The sequence below is a fragment of the Nonomuraea sp. NPDC050643 genome (assembly GCF_040654715.1).
Taxonomy (GTDB): domain Bacteria; phylum Actinomycetota; class Actinomycetes; order Streptosporangiales; family Streptosporangiaceae; genus Nonomuraea.
Genome location: NZ_JBFAIM010000117.1, coordinates 1 through 23,800, shown reverse-complemented (window position 1 = coordinate 23,800; position 23,800 = coordinate 1). Strand labels below are relative to the sequence as shown.

Genomic DNA, 23,800 nt, shown 5'->3' with positions numbered 1-23,800 from the left:
TACAAAACCGGCGACCTCGCCCGCTGGCTACCCACAGGCGAACTCGAATACCTCGGCCGCACCGACCACCAAGTCAAAATCCGCGGCATGCGCGTCGAACCCGGGGAGGTCGAAGCCGCCCTGCGCGCGCAGCCGGGAGTCCGCGACGCGGCCGTGGCGGCGTACGAGCACAGCCTGGTCGGCTACGTCGTGGGCGAGGTGCCCGACCTCCGCGACGTCCTGCCCGACCACCTGATCCCGCGCCGGTGGGTGCACCTGGACGCTCTCCCCCTCACCCGCAGCGGCAAGCTCGACCGGGCCGCGTTGCCCCCGCCGGAGACGGCGGGCGGGCGACCGTACGTGCCGCCTCGTGACGAGGTGGAGGCGCGCCTCGCCACGCTCTACGAAGAGGTGCTGAAGGTGCCCGCGGCCGGGATCCTGGACGACTTCTTCGAGCTCGGCGGCCACTCGCTGAGCGCCCTGCGGCTGGCCGCCCGCATCCGCCAGGAGCTGGGGCGGAGCCTGCCGGTCGCCACCGTCCTGGCCGCGCCGACGATCAGCGCGCTGGGCAGGGTGCTCCGCCAGCCCGAGGACCTCGCGCCACCGAGCCACGTCGTGCCGCTCAACCCGGACGGCGACCGTACGCCGATCTTCTTCATGCACGCGCTCGGCGGCCAGGTCTTCCGCTACCACCCGCTGGCCCGCCGTCTCGGCCCCGACCAGCCGGTGTACGCCATCGCCGCACGGGGGCTCGTGCCCGGTGAGGAGCCGCACGCCACGCTCGCCGAGATGGCCGACGCCTACGTGGCCGACCTGCTGGAGGTACGGCCGGCGGGGCCGTACGTGCTGGGCGGGTTCTGCATCGGCGGGAACATCGCTCTCGAGGTGGCCAGGCGCCTGCGCGAGCGCGGCGAGCGGGTGCCCCTCGTCGTGCTCTTCTACGCCGACGCCGAGGAGCCCGTGGCCAGCGCGTCGCTGGAGGACGACACGGTCCTGCTGTTCCACGCGCTGGCCGGCGGGCCTGAGGAGACCCTCGGGCTGGACACGGCCGCGCTCGCCGCCCGATCGCCGGAGGAGCGGCTGCTGGCGGTCATGGGCGCCGCCTCGGCCGCCGACCGGCTGGCCCCCGACACCGCCGAGGTCGAGCAGGCGCGCCGCTATCTGGCCGTGTTCCGGGCCAACGCGCACGCGGTCGGCGGCTACCGGCACGAGCCCTATGACGGCGACGTCGCGCTCTTCGCGCCCAACCGCGAGGACGGCAGTTGGTCCTCCGTCGCCAAGGGGCGGCTCGCCCACGTCGCGATCCCCGAGGAACGCGTCCCGATCCTGTACGAACCCCTGGTCGCCGGAGCGGCCACCGAGATCAGAAGGTGGATGGATCATGGCATCCCCGACCAGTGAACGAACCAGCCTGTGGCGCAACGCCGACTTCTTGCGCCTGTGGTCCGGGCAGAGCCTGTCGCAGTTCGGCTCGGCGATCACCTATTTCGCGATCCCCGTCATCGCGGTCACCGTCCTGCACGCCTCCGAGGAGGAGATGGGCGTCATCGGCTTCCTGCTCCGGGTTCCGATGGTGCTCTTCCTGGTCTTCGGCGTGCTGGCCGACCGGGTGCGCAAGCGGCCCATCCTGATCTGGACGGACGTGGCGCGTTTCGTGCTGCTGATGCTGATCCCCATCGCGTGGTTCGCCGACATGCTCACGCTGGCCTGGATCTACGGCGTCATCTTCGCCATCGGGCTGCTCGGCACGCTCTTCCAGACGGCCTACCGCAGCTACTTCCCGTTCCTGGTGCCGCCGGAGAGCTTCCTGGAGGGCAACTCCAAGCTGCAGTTGACCGAGTCGGCCGCCCAGACGTTCGGGCCCGGCCTGGCGGCGGCGCTGCTGAAGGTGCTCTCCGCGCCCGTGCTGCTGGTCATCGACGCGGTGTCGTACCTGGCCTCCGCGATCGCGGTGGCGCTGATCAAGCGGCCGGAAGCGCGGCCGGAGCCGGACGACACGACCGCCGGGCAGGTGCACAAGGCGATCTGGCAGGGCATGGGCTGGGTGCTGCGGCACGAGCTGATCCGGCCGCTGGCCATCTCGTCGGCCGTGTACTCGCTGTTCATCCTGGGCTCGATGAACTCGATCTACGCCCTGTACGTGATCCGCGACCTGGGCGTGCCCGCGGCGTGGTTCGGCAGCATCCTGGCCGGTGGCGGCGTGGGCTCGATCATCGGGGCGTTGCTGGCCGTCAAGGTGATGCGGCGCTTCGCGATCGGCCGGGTGCTGCTGTGGTCGATCGTGTACGGCAACCTCGCGCTCTTCCTCATCCCGCTGGCCACCGGGCCGGTCTGGGTCTCGGTGGCCATGCTGGTCGCCGCGCAGCTGATCAGCGGGGTCACCGCGCAGATCTTCTTCGTCACCAACACCACGCTGGTGCAGACGATCACCCCGCCGCGGTTGCAGGGCCGCGTGGTGGCGTCGATCTACTCGCTGGGCCTGATCCCCGCCCCGCTGGGCGCTCTGGGCGCGGGCCTGCTGGCCGGCGCCATGGGGACGCGTACGGCGCTGTGGGTGGTCGTCAGCCTCGGCGCGCTGGTGCCGATCGCGGCGATGGCCTGGTCGCCGCTGGCCAAGCTCAAGGAGATGCCGGCGCCAGACCCGCAATGAGCCGTAGCTGACGGCTGCGCAGCCGCCGGGTGGGCGTGACCAGGCCGACGATCAGCGTGGTCGCGCCCGCCTCCTGGTAGGCCGCCATCCGCTCGCGCACCTTGCCTGCGGGGCCGCACATGGTCATCGCGTCGATGAGCGCGTCGGGCAGCATCGCCATGGCCTCGCCCTGCCGCCCGTCCAGGAAGGCCTCCTGCATGCGGGCGGCCTCGTGCTCGAAGCCGAGCGTGGTGGCCAGGCGGTTGTAGAAGTTGGTACGGCGCGAGCCCATGCCGCCGAGGTAGAGGGCGAGCATGGGCCGCATCATGTCGTAGGCCAGCTCCTGGTCCTCCTCGACGAGGGTGAGCACCATGGGAGCGATGTCGAGGCCGCCGCGGTTCAGGTGCGTGGCCATCTTGGCCAGGTACTCGGGCGGGAAGTGGATGGCCAGCCAGCCGTCGGCCAGCTCGCCGGCCAGCGCGACGGTCCTGGGTCCCATCGCGGCCAGGTAGACCGGCAGCCGTTCCTGCACCGGCGAGACGGCCAGCGTCAGCTCCTTGCCCTCGCTGCCGGACAGGGGCAGCGTCATCGTGGCTCCGTCGTGCCGCACCGGCTCGCCCTGCAGCGCCTTGCGCACCACCTGGAGGTAGTCACGGGCGCGGGCCAGCGGCCGGTCGAAGCGCTCGCCGTGCCAGCCCTCGACCACCTGCGGGCCGGAGACGCCCACGCCCAGCCGGGCACGGCCGCCGGAGAGCTGGTCGAGGGTGGCCGCCGTCATCGCGGCGACCACGGGTTTGCGTCCCGACATCTGGAGCACACCGGTGCCCAGCGCGATGCGCTCGGTCTGGCCCGCGATCCAGGCCAGCAGGCTCGCCGGGTCGGTCCCGTAGGTCTCGGCCGCCCACACGGACGAATAGCCCAGCGCCTCCGCCTCCCGTACCAGGGCCAGGTGGTCGGCCGGGCCGAGGCCCGCGCCGCCCCAGTAGCTCATGCTGTAACCGAGGCGCATCCCATCTCCTCAGCGATCGCGGCGGCCAGGACGTCCGGAGTGTCCTCGGCCAGCCAGTGGGTGGAGTCGAGCTCCTTCAACGTGGGCCTGTGCACGCTCTGCCGCCGCCAGCCCAGCAGGCCGCCCCTGGTCAGCGAGGCGTCGCGGGTGCCGTACAGGACGGAGACGGGCACCGGCAGCGGTGGCCCGGGCCGGTGGTGATAGCCGGCCAGCAGCCCGAAGTCGGCGCGGAGCGCCGGCTCCAGCACCGGCCAGAGCGCCTCCCGATCGGCCAGTTCCGGCGGGACACCGCCGAGCTCGATGAGCTGCTCCCAGAACAGCCACGACGGCAGCGACGGCAGGCGGCGCAGCAGCAAGATCACGTCCGGCGCGGCGAACGAGCCCACGATCAGCCGTTCCGGCCGCCCGCCCAGCTCGACCACGCGGCGGCAGACGAGAAAGGCCAGCAACGCCCCGCTGCAGTAGCCGAACAGCGTGTACGGCTCGCGCCGTTCGACGAGATCGTGGGCGAGGTCGTCGACGAGCCCGTCGAGGTCCGTACGCGGCTCTTCGGCGAGCCTGGCCTGACGCCCCGGCAGGTTGACCGACCACAAACCCACCTCGGGCGGGAAATGTCCGGCGAATTCGGCGAGCGAGGCCGGACCCCCACCCGCGTGCGGGAAGGTGACCAGCGCCCGCTCCCCCTCCCTGACCTGGACGAACCACGGCGTCATCGGGCTTCCCCCAGGTGCAGGGCCAGTTCGGCCGGCGTCGGATGGTCGAACACGGCCCGGACCGAGACGGCCCGCCCCGCCAGCTCCTCCAGCGGGCGGATCAGCCGGACGGCCAGCACGGAGTGGCCGCCGTTGAGGAAGAAGTTGTCGTGCGGTCCCAGCCCGGGCCGCTTCAGCGCGTCGCGCCACAGTGCCACCACCTGCTGGACCAGCCCGTCGCCCGCCGCCTGCGCCGGGGCGCCCTCCTCGGCGGGCACCACCAGCTCGCGATAGGCGATCTTCCCGTTGGCGGTGGTGGGGAGCCGGTCGGTGACGATGTAGCGGGTGGGGACGGCGTAGTCGGGCAGCCGCGTCCTGGCGAAGCGCCACAGCTCTCCATCAGCGGCCCGGCCGACGACCTTGGGATCAGCGGCTCGATCGGCGATCTCGGGATCGGCGGCTCGGCCGGTGACCTCGAGAAAGGCGACGAGCCGGCCGTCGGTCTGCGGGTCGCCGTCGAGGATCACCGCGGCCGTCCGTACCGCCTCGTGCTCGTGCAGTGCCGCCTCGACCTCGCCGAGCTCGATGCGGTGGCCGCGCAGCTTGATCTGCCTGTCGTCGCGGCCGAGCAGTTCGAGTGTGCCGTCGTGGCGGATCCGCGCGCGGTCGCCGGTCCGGTAGAACCTGCCGTACCGGTCGTGGTGGCCGAAGCGCTCCGCCGTCAGCTCGGGCCGGTTGAGGTAGCCCGCGCTCACCCCCGCCCCGGCGACGCACAGCTCGCCCGGCACGCCCGGCGGCAGCTCGCGGCCCGCGGCGTCGGTGACGAAGATCTGGGTGTTGGCCAGCGGCTCGCCCACGGGCACCGGATCGAGCGGCGGCTCGCGCAGCTCGGCGGCGGTGGACCAGATGGTGGTCTCCGTCGGCCCGTAGACGTTGAGCACCCGGCAGCCCAGCCCCAGCAGGTCCCTGGCCAGGGCGGCGGGCATCGGCTCGCCGCCGCACAACACCGTGCGTCCGGCCAGCTCCTGCCGGGCCTCCGGCGCGATCAGCCGCCACGCGGTCGGCGTGGCCTGCACGACCTGGACGTCGGCCGCGGCGATCAGGCTCAGGAACCTGCCCGGCTGCAACTGGTCCTCGTCCGAGGCGACGACCACGGTGCCTCCAGAGGCCAGCGGCACCAGCAACTCCAGCCAGGAGATGTCGAAGGAGGTGGTGGTGGACCACAGAACGCTCGTGGGCGCACCGAGCCGGTCGGCGAAGTCGAGCACCAGGTTCGTCAGGTTCCCGTGCGTGACCTGCACGCCCTTGGGCCGCCCGGTGGAGCCGGAGGTGTAGATGACATAGGCGATGTCTCCCGGCTCGGGTGGTACGGGCTCCCCCAGCGTGCCGGGCATCGGCACGACCGGCGTCTCACCCGCCCACTGCGGCGTGCCCGCCGCGACGACCAGCCGCGCGCCCGAGTCGGCCACCTGGTAGGCGAGGCGCAGCTCCGGTTGCCGCACGTCCAGTGGCAGGAACGCCGCTCCCGCCTGCCACACGCCCAGCACCGCCGCCACCAGGTCCGCCGAGCGGTCCAGGGCCAGGGCGACGACGTCGCCTTGACGTACCCCTCGCTCGTGCAGCAGGTCGCGGACCGCGGCCGCGCGCCCCAGCAGCTCGTCATAGCTGACCTCGCGCCCGCCCTCGCGCACTGCCACGGCCGGGCCGGGCACGATGCGCTCGGCCAGCGTGCCGGGCCAGGTGCGGCGCGTGTCGTTGACCCGGTCGAGCAGCGCCCGGTCCGCCGGCGATAGCACGTCCGGCACCCTGCCGCGCGCGGCCTGCCGCACCACCGCGCACATCCTGGCCGCGAACGCCGCGATCTCGTCCTCGTCGTGCACCTCGGTGCTGTGCCCCATGCGGACGGTGAGCCGATCCGGCTCCTGGACGACGTTGCACTGCAGGTCAAGGCGGCTGCGGTCGATGAGGTCCTCGACGTACCCGGGCACCTCGCCCTGGATGTGCACCTTCTCGTCGCTCCAGGGCCGGTAGTTGAACATGTGCCGGAACAGCGGGACCCGCCAGTCGTCCGTGCCGTGCCCGCGGCGGGTCAGCACCGCCTCCACCGAGGCGTCGGCGTGCTCGATCCCCTCCGCGAACGCCTCCTCCACGCGCCTGGCGACCTGCTCGAAGTCGTCGTCCAGCTCGACGTGGACGCGCAGCGGCAACGTGCTGACGGCGTAGCCGACGTGCCTGCGCTCCTCGCCCGTCCTGGTGCCGACCGGCATGCCGATCACCAGGTCCGGGCCGGCGCCGTGCCCGCGCAGCGTCAGCAGGAAGGCGGTGGCCAGCACGATGTTGCCGGTGGTGCGCAGCCTGGCCCGCAGCTCGTCCAGGGCCGCCACCGTCTCGGCGTCGACCCGCCACGAGCAGGTGTGCCCGGCGAACGTCGGATGGCCCGGCGAGTGCCTGCTCCCGGGCAGCACCATGGCGGCCGGGTCGACGCCGTCGAGCCGGTCCAGCCAGTAGCCGATCGACTCCTCTGACGCCTCCCCCGGCTCCAGCGCCGGCGCGGGCCCCGCCAGCTCGGGCGGCAGCGTGCCGTGCCCGGTCTGGCTGTCGTAGAAGCGGCCCAGCTCCTCCACCAGGAGCTGCAGGGAGACGCCGTCGATGATGATGTGGTGGCCGACCAGGCACACCACGGTCCCGGCGCCGTCGGGCAGAGTGAAGTGTCCCACCCTGATGAGCAGGTCACGGCCCAGGTCGAAGGGCTCGTCCAGGAAGGAGCGCAGGTCCGCGACCAGCGTCTCCTCCGTCGTGGCCCGCGCCTCGACCTTCAGTTGGGCGTCCTGGGGCGCGACCAGGTGCCTGACGGGCGTCCCGCCCTCCACGGGGAACCGCAGGCGTAATGCCGGATGCCGCTTGACCAGCCGGTTCACCGCGATCTGCAGCGGCAGCCGGCGCAGCGGTGTCGCGAACCTGAGCGCCACCGCCAGGTTCGACACGCCGCTGTCCGGCGCGAGCTGCTCCAGGACCCAGAAGGAGTACGGCACCGCCGACAGCGGACGCGGCTCCTCCACGGAGGCGGGCAGCTCCGGCTTCGGCCGCGGGATGGGGATGCGTTGCAGCGGGTGATCGGGATCGAGCGCGGCCCAGTCCACCCGGCCGCCGCCCGTCCAGAACCTGGCCACGGCGGCCAGCAGCCCCGCGAGATCGCCGCCTGTCCGGACCTCGGCTCCGGCCGTCTCGTGCGCGAGGCCGGCCGGCACCTCCTCCAGCGGAGGGTCGCTCGTGAGGAGGGCCGGGTCCGGGGCTTCCGCGCGGATGCCCCAGGCGGCCAGGGTGGCGGCCAGCCCGTAGGCGGTGACGAAGGCGGGTGGCGGCTCGACGCCGCGCGCTTCGAAGGCCTCTTCGCACACGTCCACGGCCTCGGTGAAGACGCGTTCCACGCCGTACAGACCGGTCGCCTCGTCGGGGAAGGACAGGCGGACCGGCCCCTGCTCGTAGGTGTGCTCGCGGCCCAGCGCGAGAGCGGCTTCCGCGGCGCTCCGGCAGACCACCGCGCCTCTCACGGGGTGGTGGACGCGTCCCCGCTGCAGGGTGCCCGCCGCGTCGGCGTAGCGATCCTCCGGTAGGCCGGCGAAGAAACCGGCCAGGCTCCGCCGTACCGACTCGGCCTCTTCGCGGGTGCGGCCGGACCACACCACCACGCGCGGACGGCCGTCGCCCGGAGCGTGCGCCGGCGGACAGCCCTCCTCGACCTCCAGGTCGTCGGGCCAGATCACCCGGTGCACCAGGTCGCCGTCGAGCAGCGCCCGGTCGAGGAGCCGCAGGACCAGGGTGCCGCGCAACGTGCCCGGCGGCAGCTCGCCGGCGTCGGTCACGGCCAGCTCGCACTCCTTGGCCAGCAGCGCCGCGCAGGCCTTGCCCACTCCGCCGTACAGCCGGACGACCTGCGCCCCGGGATCGTGTCCGGCCTCCTCGGCCGCCCCCACCTCCTGCGGGAAGCGCCCCATCGCGATCACGGCGATGGGCTGTTCGTGAGAGGTCACAGACCGTCCCTGCGGATCCTGGCACGCACGTCGCGGCGGCTGCCGCCCAGCGGACGGCGCCGGGCGCCCTCCTGCCTGGCGGGCGCCTCGCCCTGCGTGATCAGGTGCGAGAGGGCCCGCAGATTCGGGTGGGTGAACATCGCGGTGACCGGCAGGCTCAGGCCCAGTGTGCTGGTGAGCTCCTCGTGCAGCTCGACCAGGGCGAGCGAGTCGAGACCGGCTTCGAAGAAGTTGAGGTCGGGATCGAGAGCGCGGCCTAACCTTCGCTCCACAAGAGATGCAACCGCGTCGGCCTGGCTCATCCGGCGTCCTTTGTCTCGCCTGCGATCGGACGGGATCACCGTCCGCCTCCCAGCATCCTTACCGAGCGCCGCAATCCACCACAAGCCCGTATTTTCCGGGACTTCAGCGCCACACACACGCCTTCAGAGCCCCGATGGGCCACCACCAGCCGGCCTCAGCGGGCCTCAGCGGGTGAGCGTGAGCGGGTTGACCAGGTCGGCGTAGACCAGCAGACCCGCCATGACCATCATCAGCAGTGCCACCGCGTACGTCAGCGGCAGCACCTTGGCGATGTCGACGTACGTGGGCTTCGGCCGCCGCATGACCTTGGCGTAGCCCCGCTTGAGCCCCTCCCACAGCCCACCCGCGATGTGCCCGCCGTCGAGCGGCAGCAGCGGGATCAGGTTGAACACGCCGATCGCCAGGTTGAAGCCGGCCAGCAGGTTGACGAAGACGGCGATCTTCTCCTCGTTGGACAGCTCGGAGGCGAGGATCTCACCGCCCATGCGGCCCGCGCCGACCACGCCCACCGGGCCTTCAGGGTCGCGCTCGTGGCCCGAGAAGGCCGCGTCCCAGACGCCGGCCATCTTCTCCGGCAGGTCGAAGATCGAGCCCGCCACCCTGGCCGTCAGCTCGCCCATGTAGGCGAACACCTGGCCGACGCCCTGCCGCTCCATCACCATGGTGGGCCGCACGCCGAGGTAGCCGGCGTTCTTGTCGACCTTCTCGGGGTCTTCGAGGCCGGGCCGGTCTTGGGCGATGAGCGTGACGCCGAGCGTCATCGGCCTGCCGTCGCGGACGATGCCGAACTCGACCGGACCGGGACCGTGGGAGCGGATCAGGCGGACGGCGTCGTCCCAGGAGCCGATCGTGGCCCCGTTGAAGGAGACCATGTGGTCGCCCGGTCTGAGGCCCGCCTGCGCGGCCGGGGTGGGCCGGTCGCCGGGCTTGCAGGCGGCGCGCTGCTCGGAGCTGGGGATCACGCACGTCTCGGTGTCGGGCGAGACGATCGGGGCCTCGGCAGGCAGGCCGATGCCGACCAACAGGATGGTGGAGAAGACGAACGCGAGCACGAAGTTCATCAGCGGCCCGCCGGACATGATGATGACCTTCTGCCACCACTTCTTGCGGTAGAAGACGCGGTCGTCGTCGCCGGGCAGCACCTCTTCCTGCGCGGCGTCGCGGGCCGACTCGATCAGGCCCTGGAACGGGCCGGTGGCGTTGCTCCTGAGCTTGGTGGGGTCGTCACCGGGCCGGGGCGGCAGCATGCCGATCATGCGGATGTAGCCACCGAAGGGGATCCACTTGATGCCGTACTCGGTCTCGCCCCTACGCCGTGACCAGGCGGTCGGGCCGAAGCCGACCATGTACTGGGTCACCCGCACGCCGAAGATCTTCGCGGGCACGAGGTGGCCGATCTCGTGCAGCGCGATGGAGAACATCAATCCCAGGAGGAAGACGACGATCCCCACGACGTAGAGCCAGTTCATCGAGGCGCGCTCCAGAGCAGACGACACGGGGACCGAATGGCCCGGCTGCCCCAGAAGAGTAGTCGAGCCCACCGCTGCGCGTGACAGACCGTACTCGGCCCCACAGTGGTCGTACGGTCGGTGTCCCGGGCCCCGCGAACCCGCCCGGCCCGCGCCCGATTGCCCGTCTCCAGCAGCAGACCGGAGAACGTGACGGCCGTGTCGCGTTCCTCGCGTGGCAGCCCGGCCCAGCGCAGGCGCACCGCCGCCGACAGCGCGACCACGTATCCGCCGACCGTCACCAGCCCGTCCAGGGCCTGCCGTCGGGGCGGTGTCAGCGCAGGTGGGCGGCCGTCCAGCAGTCCGCCGCGCCGGGCTTGCCGCAGCCCGTCAGACCATCGAGGACCTTGCTCAGGGTCGCCGTCCTGGCGTTGCCGGGTTCGTTGGACTGCTGGTGCGGGTCGGTGACGGTGTTGTAGTACTCGGGCTTCGGATCGCCCTCGTACTCCACATAAAGCTCCCCGGCGGTGCGAACGGCGTTGTACGAGGGCGGCTGCGCGTTGCCCTTCTTGAGGCGGTCGGCGTCGGGGTCGGGCCGGCCCGGAGTGCCGGAGTTCGGCCTGACGTGCTCGATCAGCGCCGCGTCGCGCCAGCCCGCCACCTTCTGGCCCTGGATGAGGGGCAGCAGGCTGCGACCGTCGCGGCCGTCACGCGTCGCCGCGTCGATCCCGGCCATGTCGAGGAAGGTCGCGAACAGGTCCACGTTCTGGGCGATGGCGTTGGTCACGACACGGCCCTGCCGGCCCGTGGCCGGACGCTTGACCAGCAACGGCACCCGCACGTCGTGGTCGTAGGCGGTGGACTTCCCGCGTACGAGGCGGTGCTGTCCGAGGTGGAAGCCGTTGTCGCTGGCGAACACGACATAGGTGTTCCGCTTCTCCTCGTCGGTCAGCGTGGACAGGACCCGCCCCACCATGTCGTCGACCGATTGCACCATGCGGATCCGGTCGCGGAAGTCCTCGCGGAGCTGCTGGACGCGCTTCGCGCCGAGGGGCTCCCGCCGTACCCAGGAGGGCTTGTCGCGGGTGTCCTCGTTGAACGCGGGCAGGCGGGCCACGTCGATGCCGTCGCAGTCGGGGCCGCCGCAGTCTCCGTGGGGGAACTCCCCGGCGGGGAATCGGTCCTTCGGCCGGTCACGCCGCGCGGGCGGGAAGCGCGGCTCCTTGTCGCCGGGCTCGAAGTCGACCCTGTTGTGCGGCGAGAAGGACGAGACCTGGAGGAAGAACGGCTCGCCGGGGTTGTACTCGCGGGACCGCTCGATGAAGCCCACCGCCCGGCGGCCCAGCTCGTTCACCAGGTATCTGCCGCCGGAGGGATCGAGCGAGCGCTCGCCCTTTTCCTTGATGTACCGGGTGAGCTGGTACGTGAACTCGTTGTATCCGCCACCCGCGGAGACGTGCCACTCGTCCCAGCCGGCCGGCACCCGGTAGCCGGGGCCCGCCGGATACTCGTTGATGTACTTGCCCAGGTAGCCCGTGCGATATCCGGCTTGATGCAGTGAGCCGGCATAGGTTCGGCCCTCGTGCTTCGCGAACGCCCGGTAGCCGCCGCGGTCGTAGCCCTGGTTGGTGCGTACGCCCGTGTTGTGCGGGAACTCGCCGGTGAACATCGAGGCCCGGGACGGGCAGCAGAGCGAGTCGGACACGTAGTAGTCGGTGAACGTGGTGCCGCCGTCGGCCAGGCCGCCGACGGTGTCCATGTACGAGAGCAGATCGGCTGACATGTCATCAACGAGGAAGAAGATGATGTTCGGCCGTTTGGGCGCGGCCACCACGGCCCCGGCGCTCGCCGGGAACGCCACGACCAGGGCGAGGACGACGGCTGTCGCCACCGCCAAGGTTCTCCTGATATTCCCGGACATCGACATGGATACCTCGTTCAGGGGGTGTGAGGTGAGGGTTGCGATGCACAGTAATACCAGACAAAACACCCAATAAGTATCAAATGACCTTCAGAGGCGCCGCTGAAGGTCGAGATCCCGAGCGCCTGGCTCAGTGCGCGGATGCCCGCCGGCCCGCCGGGCTGCGACTCTCCGTCGGCGCGGATCGCGTCGTGGACCGGGGCGCGGGTGGAGTGGGCCACTGGTCGGCTCTGCGCCAGGACGGACTTGAGAGGGTTCTTTGCCGTCGTAGGTCGATCTCGCTTCTCATGACCGGAAGCGTGCGCTGAGGGCTATGTACTTCGCTGGGCACGCACAGGCCTCTGCCTGGCGGCGATGTCGTCGGGTGGGTTGGTGTCGAGGCTGAGGGATAGCGGTCGCTGGCGTGGCCGAGGCGGCGTTCGAGTTCGGCGCGGCTGTGGCCGGGGGCTTCCGGCAGCAGGTGAAGGAAGGCCGGCCAGGGTCCGCTCATCGGCCGCTCGGCTCGTCGCCCAGGACCTGCCGACGTGGCTCCCCCGACGGTCAGTCGCAGCTACAGCCGTCGCAGCAGCAGCCGTCCTCGCCCGAGCAGCAGGAGCAGCAGTTCCCGCAGTTGCCGCAGCAGTCGTAGCCGGAGCAGTCGAAGCGCTCGCAGAAGGAGCCCTCGCGGTCCTCGTCCCAGGGGGGCCGGTACAGGCCGCACGTACAGCAGGTCAGCGCGGCACACGCCATTGACAGCAGCCCGCCGGGATCCCGCTTCGGCGGCCGTTGTCCCGGCGGCGCGCCGGGATCGCCGGGCCGGTGGCCGGGCGGGTGTCCGGGCGGGTGTCCGCTGCCGTGCGTACCGGTGGCGAAGGCTCGGGAGATGGCGCTGCCGGTCTCCCGCACCAGCAGGGCGCGCGCCAGTCCGGGGCGGGGCAGGTCGAGCCCGTCCACGGCGGCGCGCAGCTCGGCGTGCGCGGCGTCGCAGTGGCGGCGCGCCTCGTCCAGGCCGGTGCCGGTGGCCGCCAGCGGGTTGTACGCCCCGGACGCCCGGTCATCGGCATAGTCCTCCACCGCGTCGATCAGGTGTGCCAGCCTCCCGAATCCGCGACCGGCCGCCTCCAGGGCCTCCCGGTTGTGCGGCCTCCCCGCGAGCACCGCCGTGTGCGCGAACGCGGCGGCCACGGCGTCCGCGGTGGGCCCCGTCAGGTCTCGTAACCCTGGCGCCGCGCCGCTCTCCGGGGACGCCTGGGCGGGGACGCGTTCCAGGAGGGCCTGGCGGCCGGCCGCCGCCGTCAGCGGGGTGGGGTCGAATCCCAGCGTGCCGGCCATGGCCGTACCGGCCGAGGACCAGCGGCCCGCCAGGCGGGTGGCGCCGGCGGCCACCGGGAGGCGGGCGTACACGCCGTCGCCGTCCGCCACGTGGTCGTTCAGCTTGCCGGCCGCCAGGAGGAGCGACACCGAGGCCGCCAGTCGTACCCCCTCGGACTCCACCACGTCGGCGCCCTTGAAGCCGCGCAGCGCGCACGGGCCCGCTCTCCGGCGCGACGTCGACGTGGGCGACTGGGCTTCGGTGAGGACGGACACGAGCAGGCCGTCGTAGTTGGTCACCAGACGGGACAGGTGTCCGTGCTCGTCGCGGAGCGCCAGGCAGAGCCCGCACAGATGACCCATCCAGTCCGCGTGGAGCCCTTTGCACAGGACGTGCTGACATGGGCGGACAATGCCGAACATACGTCCCCTTATGCGCGTACTTGACGGACAACCGTAGCACCAGGCCGCAAGGCTTCGCGGCGGCGAACCGATCCTCAGGAAGAAGACCGAGCTCGCCCGTGGCGACCCATCGACGGCCCCCGCAGTGCGAAGCCCGGCGGGCTGCTACAAATGCGGCATGAGCGAATCCGTCGGATATCCCCCACAGCCGAACGTGCCGCCGGCCCGGCGAGTCCACAGTCGGACATACCGTACGTGGGCCCACGTGCTCCTGTGGACGCCGGTCGCGCTCACGGTGGCCGGCGTCGTCCTCGGTCTGGGGCTGTTCGCGGCCGCCGACGCCGACCCGACGTCCGGTTCGTCCGCGCTCGGTTATCTCGGCCTCTTCGCGTGGGGCGCCCTCGCGATCCTGTCACCGCTCCTGCTCGGGTCGTTCATCGCCGGGCTGGTCATGCTGAACCGCACGCGCCGCTGAGGTCGACCCCGTATGCCGGGAGCTCGCGGGGCGCCGCCCGTCGAGCACATCCCGGACCAGCCCTCGTGGCCGCACCCTAGAGGCGCGCACCCGCGCCCTGACGGACGAGCTGGATCCGGTGGTCCTCGACCTCGCCGCTGTCGGCCCATCCGGTCGGTGACACCGCCGCCTTGGCCCGTGCGGTGAGGCGCAGCCGCATCCAGGTGGCGCCGGTGCGCAGCGGCTGCGGAATCGTCCAGCTCAGCTTGGCCGTCGTGGCGGACTTCGCGACCTGTACGGTCGCCCGTTCCGCGGGATCGAAGCGGCCGTCGTGGTCGAAGTCGATCCAGCCGGTGACGTCCGACGGGGATCCGGCCCGCACGGGGATCTTGAGCGCGCAGGTCCGGCCGTCGGTGACGATGCGTGCCTGCGCGACGGTCACGGCGTCGTCGCCATCGGTGTCGGTGGCCAGGGCGCGCGGCGTCATGCTCACCGCGTCGGTGTGGTCGGCGCTCACGGCCTGCCCCAGAAGGGAGTCGGTGATCGCGTGGGAGGCCGCGCCGTAGGAGTCCGGGGCGTCGGAGCCGTCCTCGGTCAGGGAGAGCTTGAACGCGGCCCACAACTGGGGGGTCGCCCCGCCGCTCCCTTGACGTGCGTCATGAGCCTTCAGCTTGATGGTGAACGCGCTGACGGTGCCGTTCACCTTGACCGTCCCGCAGGTGTAGACCACGCCGCAGGTGGTCGATTCGGCGGAGAACATCCATTCCGGCTCGATGGAGGTCGTGGTGGTCCGGTAGCCGGGGAAGCCGGCCACCTGGGAGAAGGTGGGCTTGGCCGGAGTGCCGCTGACCAGCTCGATGGCGGGCCAGTAGTCGTCGCGGTCCTCGGAGTCTCCCGAGGAGCCGCCCGTGCCGAAGATGTGCAGGTGCGGGTCGCGTACCGGCCTGGAGAAGGTGAACGTCAGAGTGGCGACGTCGCTCCAGGCGCGGGGCTCGGTCGCGAAATGCTCGTAGAGGTCGATGAACCCGGCGGTCGTCTTGGCGTTGTCCGGGACGAGATATTCGTCGTCGGGAGCCGACGGGCTGGCGGGCAGGCTCTCGGCGGAGGCCACCTGGGTCGTGCCGATCGGGGTCTTCCGTACGGTCACCCGCACCCCGGAGGGCGTCCGGCCCGAGGCGGTCGTGGCCGAGTTGGTGAAGGACGACGGCGCGCTCTCGGCATGGGCGACGGGAGCGGTCACCGGAATGGTCATGAATGCGGTGGCCGCGCAGGCCACCATCGTGCGAAGAGTCATTCTTCTTCCCCGTAGCTGATGGTTCAGATGTGCTTGGTCGCGGTTCGTGATGGTCCGCGCAGGCGGTTCACGAGTTCTCGGGTCACCCGGCGGGCGGCGAAGTGGCAGCCGCACACGAACCGCATGGCCGGCCCGAACGTCGGCGCCGCCGCCAGTCCGACGAGGTGCAGGCCCGGGACCGACGTCTCGAAGGCCCGGGTGAGCCGGGGGCTGGCTCCCGACGACGCCACCGCGCCTCGCAGGTCCTCGCGGAGGATCCCGATCCTGGCCACGTCCACCCGGTATCCGGTGGCCGCGATCACGTGCTCGGTGTCCACGGTCGTGCCCGTGCCCGTGGCGTCCCGCAGATGCAGCCGGACCCCGTCGCGATGCTCGGCGGCCATCAGCCGGGTCGCCAGCGCCACCGTGACGGCCCGGTCGAAACGCTCCCGCAGCCACCAGGACCCGGCGGGACCGAGGGTGGTGCGCACGATGTGGCTGCGGGCCGCCTCGGGCAGGTACCTGACCGCGCCCGGCAGGCGTGACCAGGCGACGGAGGGCCACCCGCTGCCGAGCGCGGAGCGGGGGGCGCGGATGCGCGACATCATCGAGCGGTGCTCTGCGGGGACGTCGTTCCAGGCCAGCGTGCCCGTGCGGGCGAGGATGCGGACGCTCGCGCCGGCCTCGGCGAGCAGGGTCGCGGTTTCCAGGGCGGACTGCCCCGCGCCCACCACGGTCACGTCCCGGCCGGCGAAGGCGCTCGGCTCGCGGTGATCGGAGCTGTGCGTGGACACCTCGGGCGGCAACGCGGCCAGGGAGCCGGGCCGATGCGCGAACGGCAGGAAGCCCAGGGCGAGCACCGCCGTTCTGGCCGGCACGAACTCGCCTGATGTCAGGGTGAGGGCGAACAGGCCGTCCTCGAGGCCGACGGCCGTCACCTCCGACTCCTCCAGCGCCCCGCCCACGGCTCGCGTGCGGAACCAGTTTCCGTAGGCGGCGAATGTCTCCACCGGCACCGGATCCCCGTAGGAGTGGCGGTGGAAGGCGTCGAGGCCGTACCGCCGTGCCGGGTCACTGAGGTGGGAGGCGTCCGGTTCGGACTTCAGCAACATGCCGCGGGGCATGTGCCGCTCCCACGCGTGCATCGGCCGGCCGAATATCCGGACGTCCAGCCCCGCGTCCAGCGCGTGCGCCGCCAGGGAGAGACCGTACGGGCCCGCGCCCACGATCGCCACGTCGATCACCGGGGTTCGCAAGTTTCCTCCTTCGCTGTCATGGTGATGCGCCGGCTATCTCGGCGACCGGGTCAGCCGGTCGAGGCCGCGTTTCATCGTCTGTCCGCCCATGGCCACGAAAGGCCGGAGGTCGTCGGACGAGAGCCAGGCGAACTCGTCGGTCGAGCACAGGGCGCGCAGGCATGTCGGGCCCGCGGTGAGGAGGTCGTAGTTCTCCACCACGTACGTCCGCCCGTGACCGGCTCGTCCCCGCACCGTCGCCCGGCCGGACAGATGCAGGTGCGCGGCTCGTGCCAGATCCAGGCCGCTGCGGTCGGTGAACAGCCGGAACTGGGCGCCGAGCCGGGGATTGAAGTCCAGCAGGTGATAGGTGTCCGCCGCCGGGTCGTGGCGGAAGTCGATGTCCAGGACCCCGCGGTAGCCCAGCGTCGAGGCCAGGTCGCGGGCCGTGCCCTCGATGACCGGGTTGGGGAGCCACCGGCCGTAGGTGGTCAGCCCGGCGCCCTTCGGGTAGGAGCGTTCCTTGCGTCCTGTCCCGCCGTACAGGCAGCGCGAGTTCTCATCGAAGTAGCCGTGGAAGAACCAGTCCGAGTGGGGCCCGCCCGGGACGAATCGCTGGAACAGCAGGTCGTTGTCCGGCAGGTGCCTCAGGAGCGGGGCGACGTGCTTGGCCTGCCGCACCAGGCTGGTGGTGCGCAGCCCGCTGCCGGTGGGCAGGAGCCAAGGCCGTGCCCATTTGGCGACCAGCGGCAGGCCGAAGTCGGCGACGGCCGTCGCGGCGTCGCGCTCGCCGGTGATCACACGGGTCTCCGGCTGGGTGATCCCGAGCGTGGAGCACAGGCGGGCCAGGCGGTGCTTGTCGGCGAGGGCGCGCGGCAGTCCGGGCGGCTGGTCGGGGAGCAGGTAGTACGGGCGCAGATCGGCGGCGTGCTCGGCCACGGCGATGGCGGTGGCGTCGTCCATCGCGAACAGGACGGACCGGCGGCCGATGCTGTCGGCGACCTGTTTGAGGGCGCGGACGGTGTCCCGGTCGCGTGGCCACGTGTGCGTCCGGGCCAGGTATCTGGAGCGGGAGGCGGGTGTGTACCGGCTGTCGATGAGCCCGTGCACCTCGACGCCGGCTCTGCCGAGTGACCGGATGACGCCGAGTGTCCCGTGATGAAAGATATTGTCGTCGATCCGCAGCACAAGCGCCGGAACGGTGAAATCGAGCATAGTTTTACGTCCTGCTCTTCCAGGAAAAGCACTGGATCGGGCAAATCGTGAGTTGAATATCCGGTTTGCGGCTACCTGGCATGTATGGGGGAAACTCAAGGCAACACGTGGAAATGTGCGGCGGTGCTGAGAAAAAGCCATCGGCACGGTGCGACGGCGATCGTCGTGGCCTCGATGGCGGGGGCCCTCGGCCTGGGCGCGCACGTCGGCCACACGCCGGAGAACCGCACGCTTCATGACGCGGCGCTGGGTGTCTTCCTGTCCTCGGACTGGCGCGGTCCGCATCGCCTGCCGGACTTCGAGTCGTGGCTGCGGAACACGGTGACGGTGGGGCGCACCTATCTCCCCGGCGAACGCTGGGAGGCCATCCAGGGGGCCGCGTTCATCCTGGACCCCTGGACCCGCTGGCGAGCCGCCCGCCCTGGCCGGATCCTGGCGCTGAACGTGCCGATGATCGCTCCGAACGAGGCCGGCATGCCCGACCACGTGGTGTCGCGGCGGCTGACCGAAGGGGCGCGCGGCGACCACGACCATCACTTCCGTCAGCTCGCCTGGAAGCTGGTCGCCTCCGGCGCCGGCGACACGATCATCGTCCTCGGCTGGGAGATGAACGGCACGACCTACTCCAGCCGGTGCGCGCCCAACCCGCAGGCGTGGAAGGGTTACTGGCGGCGCATCGTGACGACCATGCGCTCGGCGCCCGGCCAGCGTTTCCGCTTCGACTTCGCGCCGAGCCGCGGGCGCGACGCCATCCCATGGACGGAGTGCTATCCGGGTGACGACGTGGTCGACATCATCGGCATGGACAGCTACGACCAAGGGCCGGGCAAGCAGTTCTCCGACTACGTCGAGCAGCCGTACGGCCTGCGGGCCCAGGCCGACTTCGCGGCGCTGCACGGCAAACCCCTCTCCTTCCCGGAATGGGGGCTGTTCCGCAACGGCGACCGTTCCGCCTATGTGCGGCAGATGCTCGACTGGATCGGCAGTCACAACGTGGCCTATCACTCGATTTCCGATTACTGTCCCCACGGCGTCTGGCAGTGCCGGGCCAATCCGCGTTCGTCGGCGGTCTTCCGCGAGCGGTTGCGCGCACTCCCCGTCCCCACGCCCACGCCGACACCCACGCCCGGCCAGGTGATCCCGCACGGTCCCTCGGCGGCTCCCAGCACGTCCAGCGTGTGCGCGGCGAGCGCGTCCATCGACCTCCTCACGTCGAAGGCGCCGGCCAGCACCGCCGCGGCCGTACCCTCGGCCGCGGTCAGCGCGGGTTGCCCGAGCCTGGCCAGCAGCGCCTCCGCCAGCGCGCCGGCGTCCCCGGGCGCGACCAGCGCACCGACCGTCCCGGGCACCACTTCGGACAACCCGGGCACCGCGGAGGCGACCAGCGATCGTCCCGTCGCCAGCGCCTCCAGCGCCGTGAGCGGCAGCCCTTCCCAGCGAGACGGCAGGACGACCACGTCGGCCGCGGCGTACCAGGACCTGACGTCGGTCACGCCTCCGGCGAAGTGAACGCGGGGCACGGCCCGCGACCGCAGGGTGCGCAGCAGCGGGCCGTCGCCGACGACGGCCAGCCGGGCGTGGACGTCGCGCCCGGCCACCCGCTCCCACGCCGACAGCAGCAGGTCCTGCCCCTTCTGACGCGAGATCCTGCCGACGCAGACGGCCAGTGGCGTCCGCTCGGCGATTCCGTGGCGGGCGCGAGCCGCCGCCCGCTCCTGCGGGCCGGCGGGCCTGAAACGGCGCAGGTCCACGCCGTTGCGGACCACCACGAGCTCGCCACGGACGCCGTGCCGCCCGGCGAGGGCCGCCTCGCCGGCGCCCACGCAGATCACCCGATCGGCCCAGCGCGCGGCCAGCCGTTCCCAGCCGATCGCCGCGGCGGCGGCGAGGCCGCTCACCGCCAGCCAGGACCAGCCGTGCGGCTGGAAGAGCGTGGGCACCCGGCCTCTGATCACGCTCCTGCCCGTCAGCCCGGCCTTGGACGAGTGCAGGTGCACGACGTCGGGGCCGAACCTCCGTACGATCCGCGACAACCCGGCCGCCTGCGCCAGATCGCCGGACCCCGGGGCGCGGGTCGCCTCCCAGGGCAGGCACGGCACCCCCAGGTCCGCCAGTTCGGCGGGCAGCCGGCCCACCGGTGGGCAGGCGACCGCGACGCGCCAGCCCCGGCGTGCCTGGTCGGCGGCGGCCGTGGCCACGTACGCCCCGACCCCGCCGTCCACCGGCTGCGCGACGTGCAGGACGGCGGGCCTCATCGCCATGCCGTCACCTTCTCCGCCAGCCGCGGGCAGCGCCGCTTCACCAGCTCCCGGCCGGCCGCGCGCGCGGTCGCGGTCGCGGCGTAGGCGGCGGCGCGGAGCCCGCGCCCGAGCAGCACCCGCTGGTTGACGACCGCCTCACAGCCGAACTTCGTCTTGTACGGCTCATCGCCCCGCAGCAGGCTGAGCACGGGTCTGCCCAGCCGGTGGGTGAGCGCCAGGTTGTTCCGCAGCAACAGGGTGAGCACGTCGGCCTCGGCGCGCAGGTCCGGGTGAGCCCCGTACAGGTAGCCGCCCACGAAGTCCTTGCCGATCATCACGAGGTCGCAGGCCAGCAGCCGCCCCCGCACCCGGTACTCCGTCAGCGCCGCCTGGTTCTCCACCACCAGCGTGCGCACCGACCTCGCCAGGTGGTCGCGGAACCGCTGCTCCGTGTGCTGGACGTTGATGGCCCGGCTCTCCCACTGCATGGCGTGCAGGCGCAGCAACTCGGCCACCGACTGCTCGACCCGGTCCGCCCCGACCGCGACCGCCGACGCGGCCAGCGCGTCGATCCTGCGCAGCGCGTGGCGCAGCCGGTGCGCCCGGCGGCTGTTGAGCCCGGCCAGCACCTGCTCGATGGGCTGACCGGGAAGCTGAAGGCAGGTGGAGGCGGGCAGCGACCAGGCTCTGCCCTCCCACAGGTCGGCCAGCCGGCGAACCGTCGCACCGGGCCGTGCCTCGGGCAGGTCCATCACGTCCCAGCCCGGCTGGGCGAGCATCCCGGCCCGCAGTTCACGCAGGCCCGTGTCGCCCTCGGAGTCGTCCACGACGATGTCGGTGAAGTCGGCCTGTCCTGCGCCGACGGGTGTCAGCACCCGGCAGCCGCCTCGATGCTCCAGCAGGAGGGGAGCGGCGGCCACCAGCCGCCCGCCCCGGTGCGCCAGGAACACGCGCAGCCGCCCCGGAGTTCCGTAGGCCCGCCACCAGGAGCACAGCCAGCCGTGGGACTGGAATGGTGTGGCGGCAGTGCTGCGGGCGTACAGATCCGCCCATTCCGCCGACAGCACGGCCAGGTCGCCGCCGTCCCGGACGACCTGCACCGTCAGCGCCGCGCGCGAGGTCCGCGAGGGTGCGGCGCTCATGCGTTCGCCCCGCTCAGCACGGGCGCCGGCTCGCGCACCGCGTCATGACGGGCCGCCGGGGCGGCCAGGCGGATGAGGCCGCCGACCAGGGCCGCGCTGCAGGCGCCGATGGCCAGGCTGATCAGCGGCACGGGTGACGAGGGACGGCTGGGAGAGGAGGCGTCGGCGAAGGGGACCAGCCTGACGTGGGTGTCGGCGGCGTGGGTGTTGGCGTAGGCGATCAGCGCGGTCGCGAGCCGGTTGGCGCGGTCGGCGGCCTCTCGCGCGGTGACGGCCGTCGAGGTGAGACGTACGAGCGGGGCATCGGGCGAGGCGGCCACGCTCAGGCCGTCCAGCTCGGCCTCGTCGGCGCCGAGCACGCCGGGCTGCGCGGCGACCCGGGCGTAGGCGGCGGCGTAGTCGGCCGCCCGCGTCGGGTCGCCGCCGGCCACCACCACGACGTAGGCGTCCGCGGCGTAGACGGCCTCCCTGACCAGGGTGTACGCGAGGCCGCCGAGCAGTCCCAGCGTCAGGGACAGCGGCAGCCACCATCGCGACAGCAAGCCCGTGATGCGGGCCCGGGTCCAGGTCATCGTTCTTCCTCCTCAGGTGCCGCGCCCAGCAGGCGCAGATAGAGCGACTCCAGCCGGTCCGCCTGGCGGCGGACGTCGTAGAGGCGGACGGCGTCAGGCGGCGGGAGCCGGCCGGGCGGCCGGGCCGCGAGGTCGGCCAGCTCGGCGGCCAGCCGATCGGGCTCGACGCGTCTGGCCCCCGGCGCCGCGCCCGGCGGCAGGTCCTCGACGGCCGGGCAGGTGCCGTACAGGACGGGAAGGCCGGAGGCGAGCGCCTCGACGACCGCCAGGCCGAACGCCTCCTCCGCCGAGGGCGCGGCCAGCACGTCCATCGCCGACAACAGGGCGCGCACGTCGGTGGACTCACCGGCGAAGAGCACCCGGTGTCCGGTGCCCACGGTGTGGGCCAGCCGGCGCAGCCGCGACTCACACGAGCCGGTGCCGACCAGCAGCAGCACCGCGCGGTCGAGCGTCGACACCGCCTCGACCAGCGTGTCGAAGCGTTTGCCGGGTTCCAGCCGGCCGACCCCGCCGATCACGAAGGCGTGCGGAGGCAGGCCCAGCCTCTCCCGGGTGCGACGGCGCAGATCCGCGTCGAAGCCGAAGGCCCCGCCGTCGACGCCGTTGGGGATCACCACGATGCGCGAGCGCGGCACGCCCCAGATGGACAGCCGGTCGGCCACCGTGGGCGAGACGGCCACGGTCGCATGGCCGAGCAGCTCGCTGGCCAGGTAGAGAGCCCGGACGGGACGGGTGAGCCGGCGTCCCTCGATGTGTTCGTGCCCTATCGAGTGCTCGGTCGCCACGATCGCCGGGACGTTCGCCAGCCGCGCCGCCAGCCTGCCGTACACGCAGGCGCGGTACAGATGGGTGTGCACCACGTCATAGCGCCGCCTGCGCATGAGCCGGGCCAGCCGCCCCACGGCCCGCAGGTCCCGGTTCCCGCGCATGCCGATCTCGTGGACGGTCATGCCGGCGCTCTCGATGGCGTCGGCGAGCACGCCGCGGCCGGTGAGCACCGCCACCTCGCACCGGGCCCGCAACCGCGGCAGCAGGACACGCAGTTGCTGTTCCGCGCCGCCCGCCGCCAGCCCGGTGATGACGTGCAGAACCTTCACCGGCCCCACCGAACCCGGTGGCGTGCCCTTTTGGCGCGCAGCCGCAGCGCGCCGTCGCGGTCCCCGACGTAGGTCCGGGGCAGCATGTGCCTGCCGCTGAGGTCGCACTTCCAGATCGCGCAGGCGTAACCGTAGCCGGCCTCGCGGACGGCGGTCATCTCCCGGGCGGTGGCGTGTCCGTACGGGTAGCAGAACCCGCTCACCTCGTCGCCGAGCACCTGCTCCAGCTCGGCCTTGCTGGCGACGACCTCGTGCCGGAGGTCGGTCTCGCTCAGACCCGCCAGCGAGCGGTGCCCGGCCGAGTGCGACCCGACCTCCATGCCCTGTCTCGCCGCCCAGCGCACGCCGTCGGCGTCCATGAGCCGTTTGCGCGGGCCGCCGGCGTCCCAGCCGTTGTGCCCGCCGAGCAGCCCCGACACCACGAACACCGTCGCGGTGAACCGGTACCTGAGCAGGAGGGGGACGACTTCGGCCAGGAAGTCGTCGTACCCGTCGTCGAAGGTCAGCCCGACCAGGCCGCGCGTGGTCCCCTGGGCGTGGGCGCGCAGGAGCTCGCGCATCGAGACGCCGGTCAGGCCGTGCCGGGCCAGCCAGCCCAGTTGCCAGGCGAAGCGGTCAGGGGAGACGGTGACGCGGAACGGGTCGCGGTCGTATCTCTCCACGGAGTGGTACATGAGCACGAGCGGCATGGCGGTCATGCGCCACCTCGCATTCTGATCACGTGGATGCTCCTGATGGTGTGGGTGAGCGTGGTCGTGGCCCCGGTGATGATCGCCACGCCGCAGAAGACGGCGGTGATCGCGGTGCCCGTCAGGGCCAGCGCGACGGGCTGCGGCAGGCCCGCCAGCGCGGCCCGCGTGGCCCAGCC

General features: G+C 72.2%; 18 protein-coding genes and 1 pseudogene. 4 read left to right on the top strand and 15 right to left on the bottom strand.

Going from position 1 to position 23,800, the window contains the following annotated elements; translation table 11 throughout:
• Both AB0I15_RS64510 and AB0I15_RS64505 read left to right on the top strand, forming a co-directional pair.
• Positions 1-1,380: thioesterase domain-containing protein (locus AB0I15_RS64510; protein WP_358120028.1), on the top strand; the 1,380-nt coding region annotated here is incomplete at its 5' end.
• Positions 1,361-2,629, top strand: coding sequence for an MFS transporter (locus tag AB0I15_RS64505; protein ID WP_358120025.1), 1,269 nt, complete (start codon positions 1,361-1,363; stop codon positions 2,627-2,629). The genes AB0I15_RS64510 and AB0I15_RS64505, both read left to right, overlap by 20 nt.
• Here AB0I15_RS64505 and AB0I15_RS64500 read toward each other — a convergent pair.
• The 7 genes from AB0I15_RS64500 to AB0I15_RS64470 all read right to left on the bottom strand — a co-directional run bounded on the left by AB0I15_RS64500 (position 2,598) and on the right by AB0I15_RS64470 (position 13,725).
• Entirely contained in the window at positions 2,598-3,617 is a 1,020-nt protein-coding gene (locus tag AB0I15_RS64500) for an LLM class F420-dependent oxidoreductase (protein WP_358120023.1), read from the bottom strand. The genes AB0I15_RS64505 and AB0I15_RS64500 overlap by 32 nt on opposite strands.
• Entirely contained in the window at positions 3,596-4,330 is a 735-nt protein-coding gene (locus tag AB0I15_RS64495) for an alpha/beta fold hydrolase (protein WP_358120021.1), read from the bottom strand. The genes AB0I15_RS64500 and AB0I15_RS64495 overlap by 22 nt, the downstream gene beginning before the upstream one ends.
• The gene (locus AB0I15_RS64490) at positions 4,327-8,340 is read right to left on the bottom strand and encodes an amino acid adenylation domain-containing protein (protein ID WP_358120019.1); all 4,014 of its coding nucleotides are present in this window, start codon (positions 8,338-8,340) and stop codon (positions 4,327-4,329) included. The genes AB0I15_RS64495 and AB0I15_RS64490 overlap by 4 nt, the downstream gene beginning before the upstream one ends.
• The gene (locus AB0I15_RS64485) at positions 8,337-8,642 is read right to left on the bottom strand and encodes an acyl carrier protein (protein ID WP_358120017.1); all 306 of its coding nucleotides are present in this window, start codon (positions 8,640-8,642) and stop codon (positions 8,337-8,339) included. The genes AB0I15_RS64490 and AB0I15_RS64485 overlap by 4 nt, the downstream gene beginning before the upstream one ends.
• 165 nt (positions 8,643-8,807) lie before the next feature.
• The gene (locus AB0I15_RS64480) at positions 8,808-10,112 is read right to left on the bottom strand and encodes a site-2 protease family protein (protein WP_358120014.1); all 1,305 of its coding nucleotides are present in this window, start codon (positions 10,110-10,112) and stop codon (positions 8,808-8,810) included.
• A gap of 313 nt (positions 10,113-10,425) precedes the next feature.
• Positions 10,426-11,982 (bottom strand): sulfatase, encoded by a 1,557-nt coding sequence (locus tag AB0I15_RS64475; protein ID WP_358120011.1) that lies wholly within the window; start codon positions 11,980-11,982, stop codon positions 10,426-10,428.
• A gap of 570 nt (positions 11,983-12,552) precedes the next feature.
• Positions 12,553-13,725: a DUF5685 family protein gene (locus tag AB0I15_RS64470; RefSeq protein WP_358120008.1), complete on the bottom strand. Its 1,173-nt coding sequence runs from the start codon at positions 13,723-13,725 to the stop codon at positions 12,553-12,555.
• A gap of 157 nt (positions 13,726-13,882) precedes the next feature.
• Here AB0I15_RS64470 and AB0I15_RS64465 point away from each other — a divergent pair, with 157 nt between their 5' ends.
• Positions 13,883-14,179: a hypothetical protein gene (locus AB0I15_RS64465; protein WP_358120005.1), complete on the top strand. Its 297-nt coding sequence runs from the start codon at positions 13,883-13,885 to the stop codon at positions 14,177-14,179.
• Between the two features lie 76 nt (positions 14,180-14,255).
• Here AB0I15_RS64465 and AB0I15_RS64460 read toward each other — a convergent pair whose 3' ends face one another.
• Genes AB0I15_RS64460 through AB0I15_RS64450 form a run of 3 tightly spaced genes read right to left on the bottom strand, consistent with a single transcriptional unit; the run spans position 14,256 to position 17,881 of the window.
• Positions 14,256-15,452, bottom strand: coding sequence for a GEVED domain-containing protein (locus AB0I15_RS64460; protein ID WP_358120003.1), 1,197 nt, complete (start codon positions 15,450-15,452; stop codon positions 14,256-14,258).
• Between the two features lie 23 nt (positions 15,453-15,475).
• Positions 15,476-16,687: an NAD(P)-binding domain-containing protein gene (locus AB0I15_RS64455; protein ID WP_358120000.1), complete on the bottom strand. Its 1,212-nt coding sequence runs from the start codon at positions 16,685-16,687 to the stop codon at positions 15,476-15,478.
• Positions 16,688-16,720: 33 nt separating this feature from the next.
• Positions 16,721-17,881: an ATP-grasp domain-containing protein gene (locus AB0I15_RS64450; RefSeq protein ID WP_358119997.1), complete on the bottom strand. Its 1,161-nt coding sequence runs from the start codon at positions 17,879-17,881 to the stop codon at positions 16,721-16,723.
• 84 nt (positions 17,882-17,965) lie between these two features.
• Between AB0I15_RS64450 and AB0I15_RS64445 the strand changes: the two are divergent.
• Positions 17,966-18,688: pseudogene (locus tag AB0I15_RS64445) on the top strand (hypothetical protein); the annotation flags it as partial.
• Positions 18,689-18,897: 209 nt separating this feature from the next.
• On the opposite strand, the gene AB0I15_RS64440 reads toward AB0I15_RS64445, so the two are convergent.
• Genes AB0I15_RS64440 through AB0I15_RS64420 form a run of 5 tightly spaced genes read right to left on the bottom strand, consistent with a single transcriptional unit; the run spans position 18,898 to position 23,630 of the window.
• Positions 18,898-20,142: a glycosyltransferase gene (locus AB0I15_RS64440; RefSeq protein ID WP_358119994.1), complete on the bottom strand. Its 1,245-nt coding sequence runs from the start codon at positions 20,140-20,142 to the stop codon at positions 18,898-18,900.
• Positions 20,133-21,263, bottom strand: coding sequence for a GNAT family N-acetyltransferase (locus AB0I15_RS64435; protein WP_358119991.1), 1,131 nt, complete (start codon positions 21,261-21,263; stop codon positions 20,133-20,135). Before AB0I15_RS64435 ends, AB0I15_RS64440 begins: the two co-directional genes overlap by 10 nt.
• Positions 21,260-21,835 (bottom strand): hypothetical protein, encoded by a 576-nt coding sequence (locus AB0I15_RS64430; RefSeq protein WP_358119988.1) that lies wholly within the window; start codon positions 21,833-21,835, stop codon positions 21,260-21,262. The genes AB0I15_RS64435 and AB0I15_RS64430 overlap by 4 nt, the downstream gene beginning before the upstream one ends.
• Entirely contained in the window at positions 21,832-22,932 is a 1,101-nt protein-coding gene (locus AB0I15_RS64425) for a glycosyltransferase (RefSeq protein WP_358119985.1), read from the bottom strand. Before AB0I15_RS64425 ends, AB0I15_RS64430 begins: the two co-directional genes overlap by 4 nt.
• Positions 22,929-23,630, bottom strand: a complete 702-nt coding sequence (locus tag AB0I15_RS64420; protein WP_358119982.1) for a polysaccharide deacetylase family protein — start codon at positions 23,628-23,630, stop codon at positions 22,929-22,931. Before AB0I15_RS64420 ends, AB0I15_RS64425 begins: the two co-directional genes overlap by 4 nt.
• Positions 23,631-23,800 lie beyond the last annotated feature (170 nt).

What these genes read in the sequence shown, in the direction of transcription:
- AB0I15_RS64440 (WP_358119994.1), bottom strand. Translation starts at nt 20,142, where the DNA reads ATGGCGATGAGGCCCGCCGTCCTGCACGTCGCGCAGCCGGTGGACGGC.
- AB0I15_RS64495 (WP_358120021.1), bottom strand. Translation starts at nt 4,330, where the DNA reads ATGACGCCGTGGTTCGTCCAGGTCAGGGAGGGGGAGCGGGCGCTGGTC.
- AB0I15_RS64505 (WP_358120025.1), top strand. Translation starts at nt 1,361, where the DNA reads ATGGCATCCCCGACCAGTGAACGAACCAGCCTGTGGCGCAACGCCGAC.
- AB0I15_RS64435 (WP_358119991.1), bottom strand. Translation starts at nt 21,263, where the DNA reads ATGAGCGCCGCACCCTCGCGGACCTCGCGCGCGGCGCTGACGGTGCAG.
- AB0I15_RS64430 (WP_358119988.1), bottom strand. Translation starts at nt 21,835, where the DNA reads ATGACCTGGACCCGGGCCCGCATCACGGGCTTGCTGTCGCGATGGTGG.
- AB0I15_RS64450 (WP_358119997.1), bottom strand. Translation starts at nt 17,881, where the DNA reads ATGCTCGATTTCACCGTTCCGGCGCTTGTGCTGCGGATCGACGACAAT.
- AB0I15_RS64465 (WP_358120005.1), top strand. Translation starts at nt 13,883, where the DNA reads ATGAGCGAATCCGTCGGATATCCCCCACAGCCGAACGTGCCGCCGGCC.
- AB0I15_RS64420 (WP_358119982.1), bottom strand. Translation starts at nt 23,630, where the DNA reads ATGACCGCCATGCCGCTCGTGCTCATGTACCACTCCGTGGAGAGATAC.
- AB0I15_RS64500 (WP_358120023.1), bottom strand. Translation starts at nt 3,617, where the DNA reads ATGCGCCTCGGTTACAGCATGAGCTACTGGGGCGGCGCGGGCCTCGGC.
- AB0I15_RS64480 (WP_358120014.1), bottom strand. Translation starts at nt 10,112, where the DNA reads ATGAACTGGCTCTACGTCGTGGGGATCGTCGTCTTCCTCCTGGGATTG.
- AB0I15_RS64470 (WP_358120008.1), bottom strand. Translation starts at nt 13,725, where the DNA reads ATGTTCGGCATTGTCCGCCCATGTCAGCACGTCCTGTGCAAAGGGCTC.
- AB0I15_RS64485 (WP_358120017.1), bottom strand. Translation starts at nt 8,642, where the DNA reads ATGAGCCAGGCCGACGCGGTTGCATCTCTTGTGGAGCGAAGGTTAGGC.
- AB0I15_RS64460 (WP_358120003.1), bottom strand. Translation starts at nt 15,452, where the DNA reads ATGACTCTTCGCACGATGGTGGCCTGCGCGGCCACCGCATTCATGACC.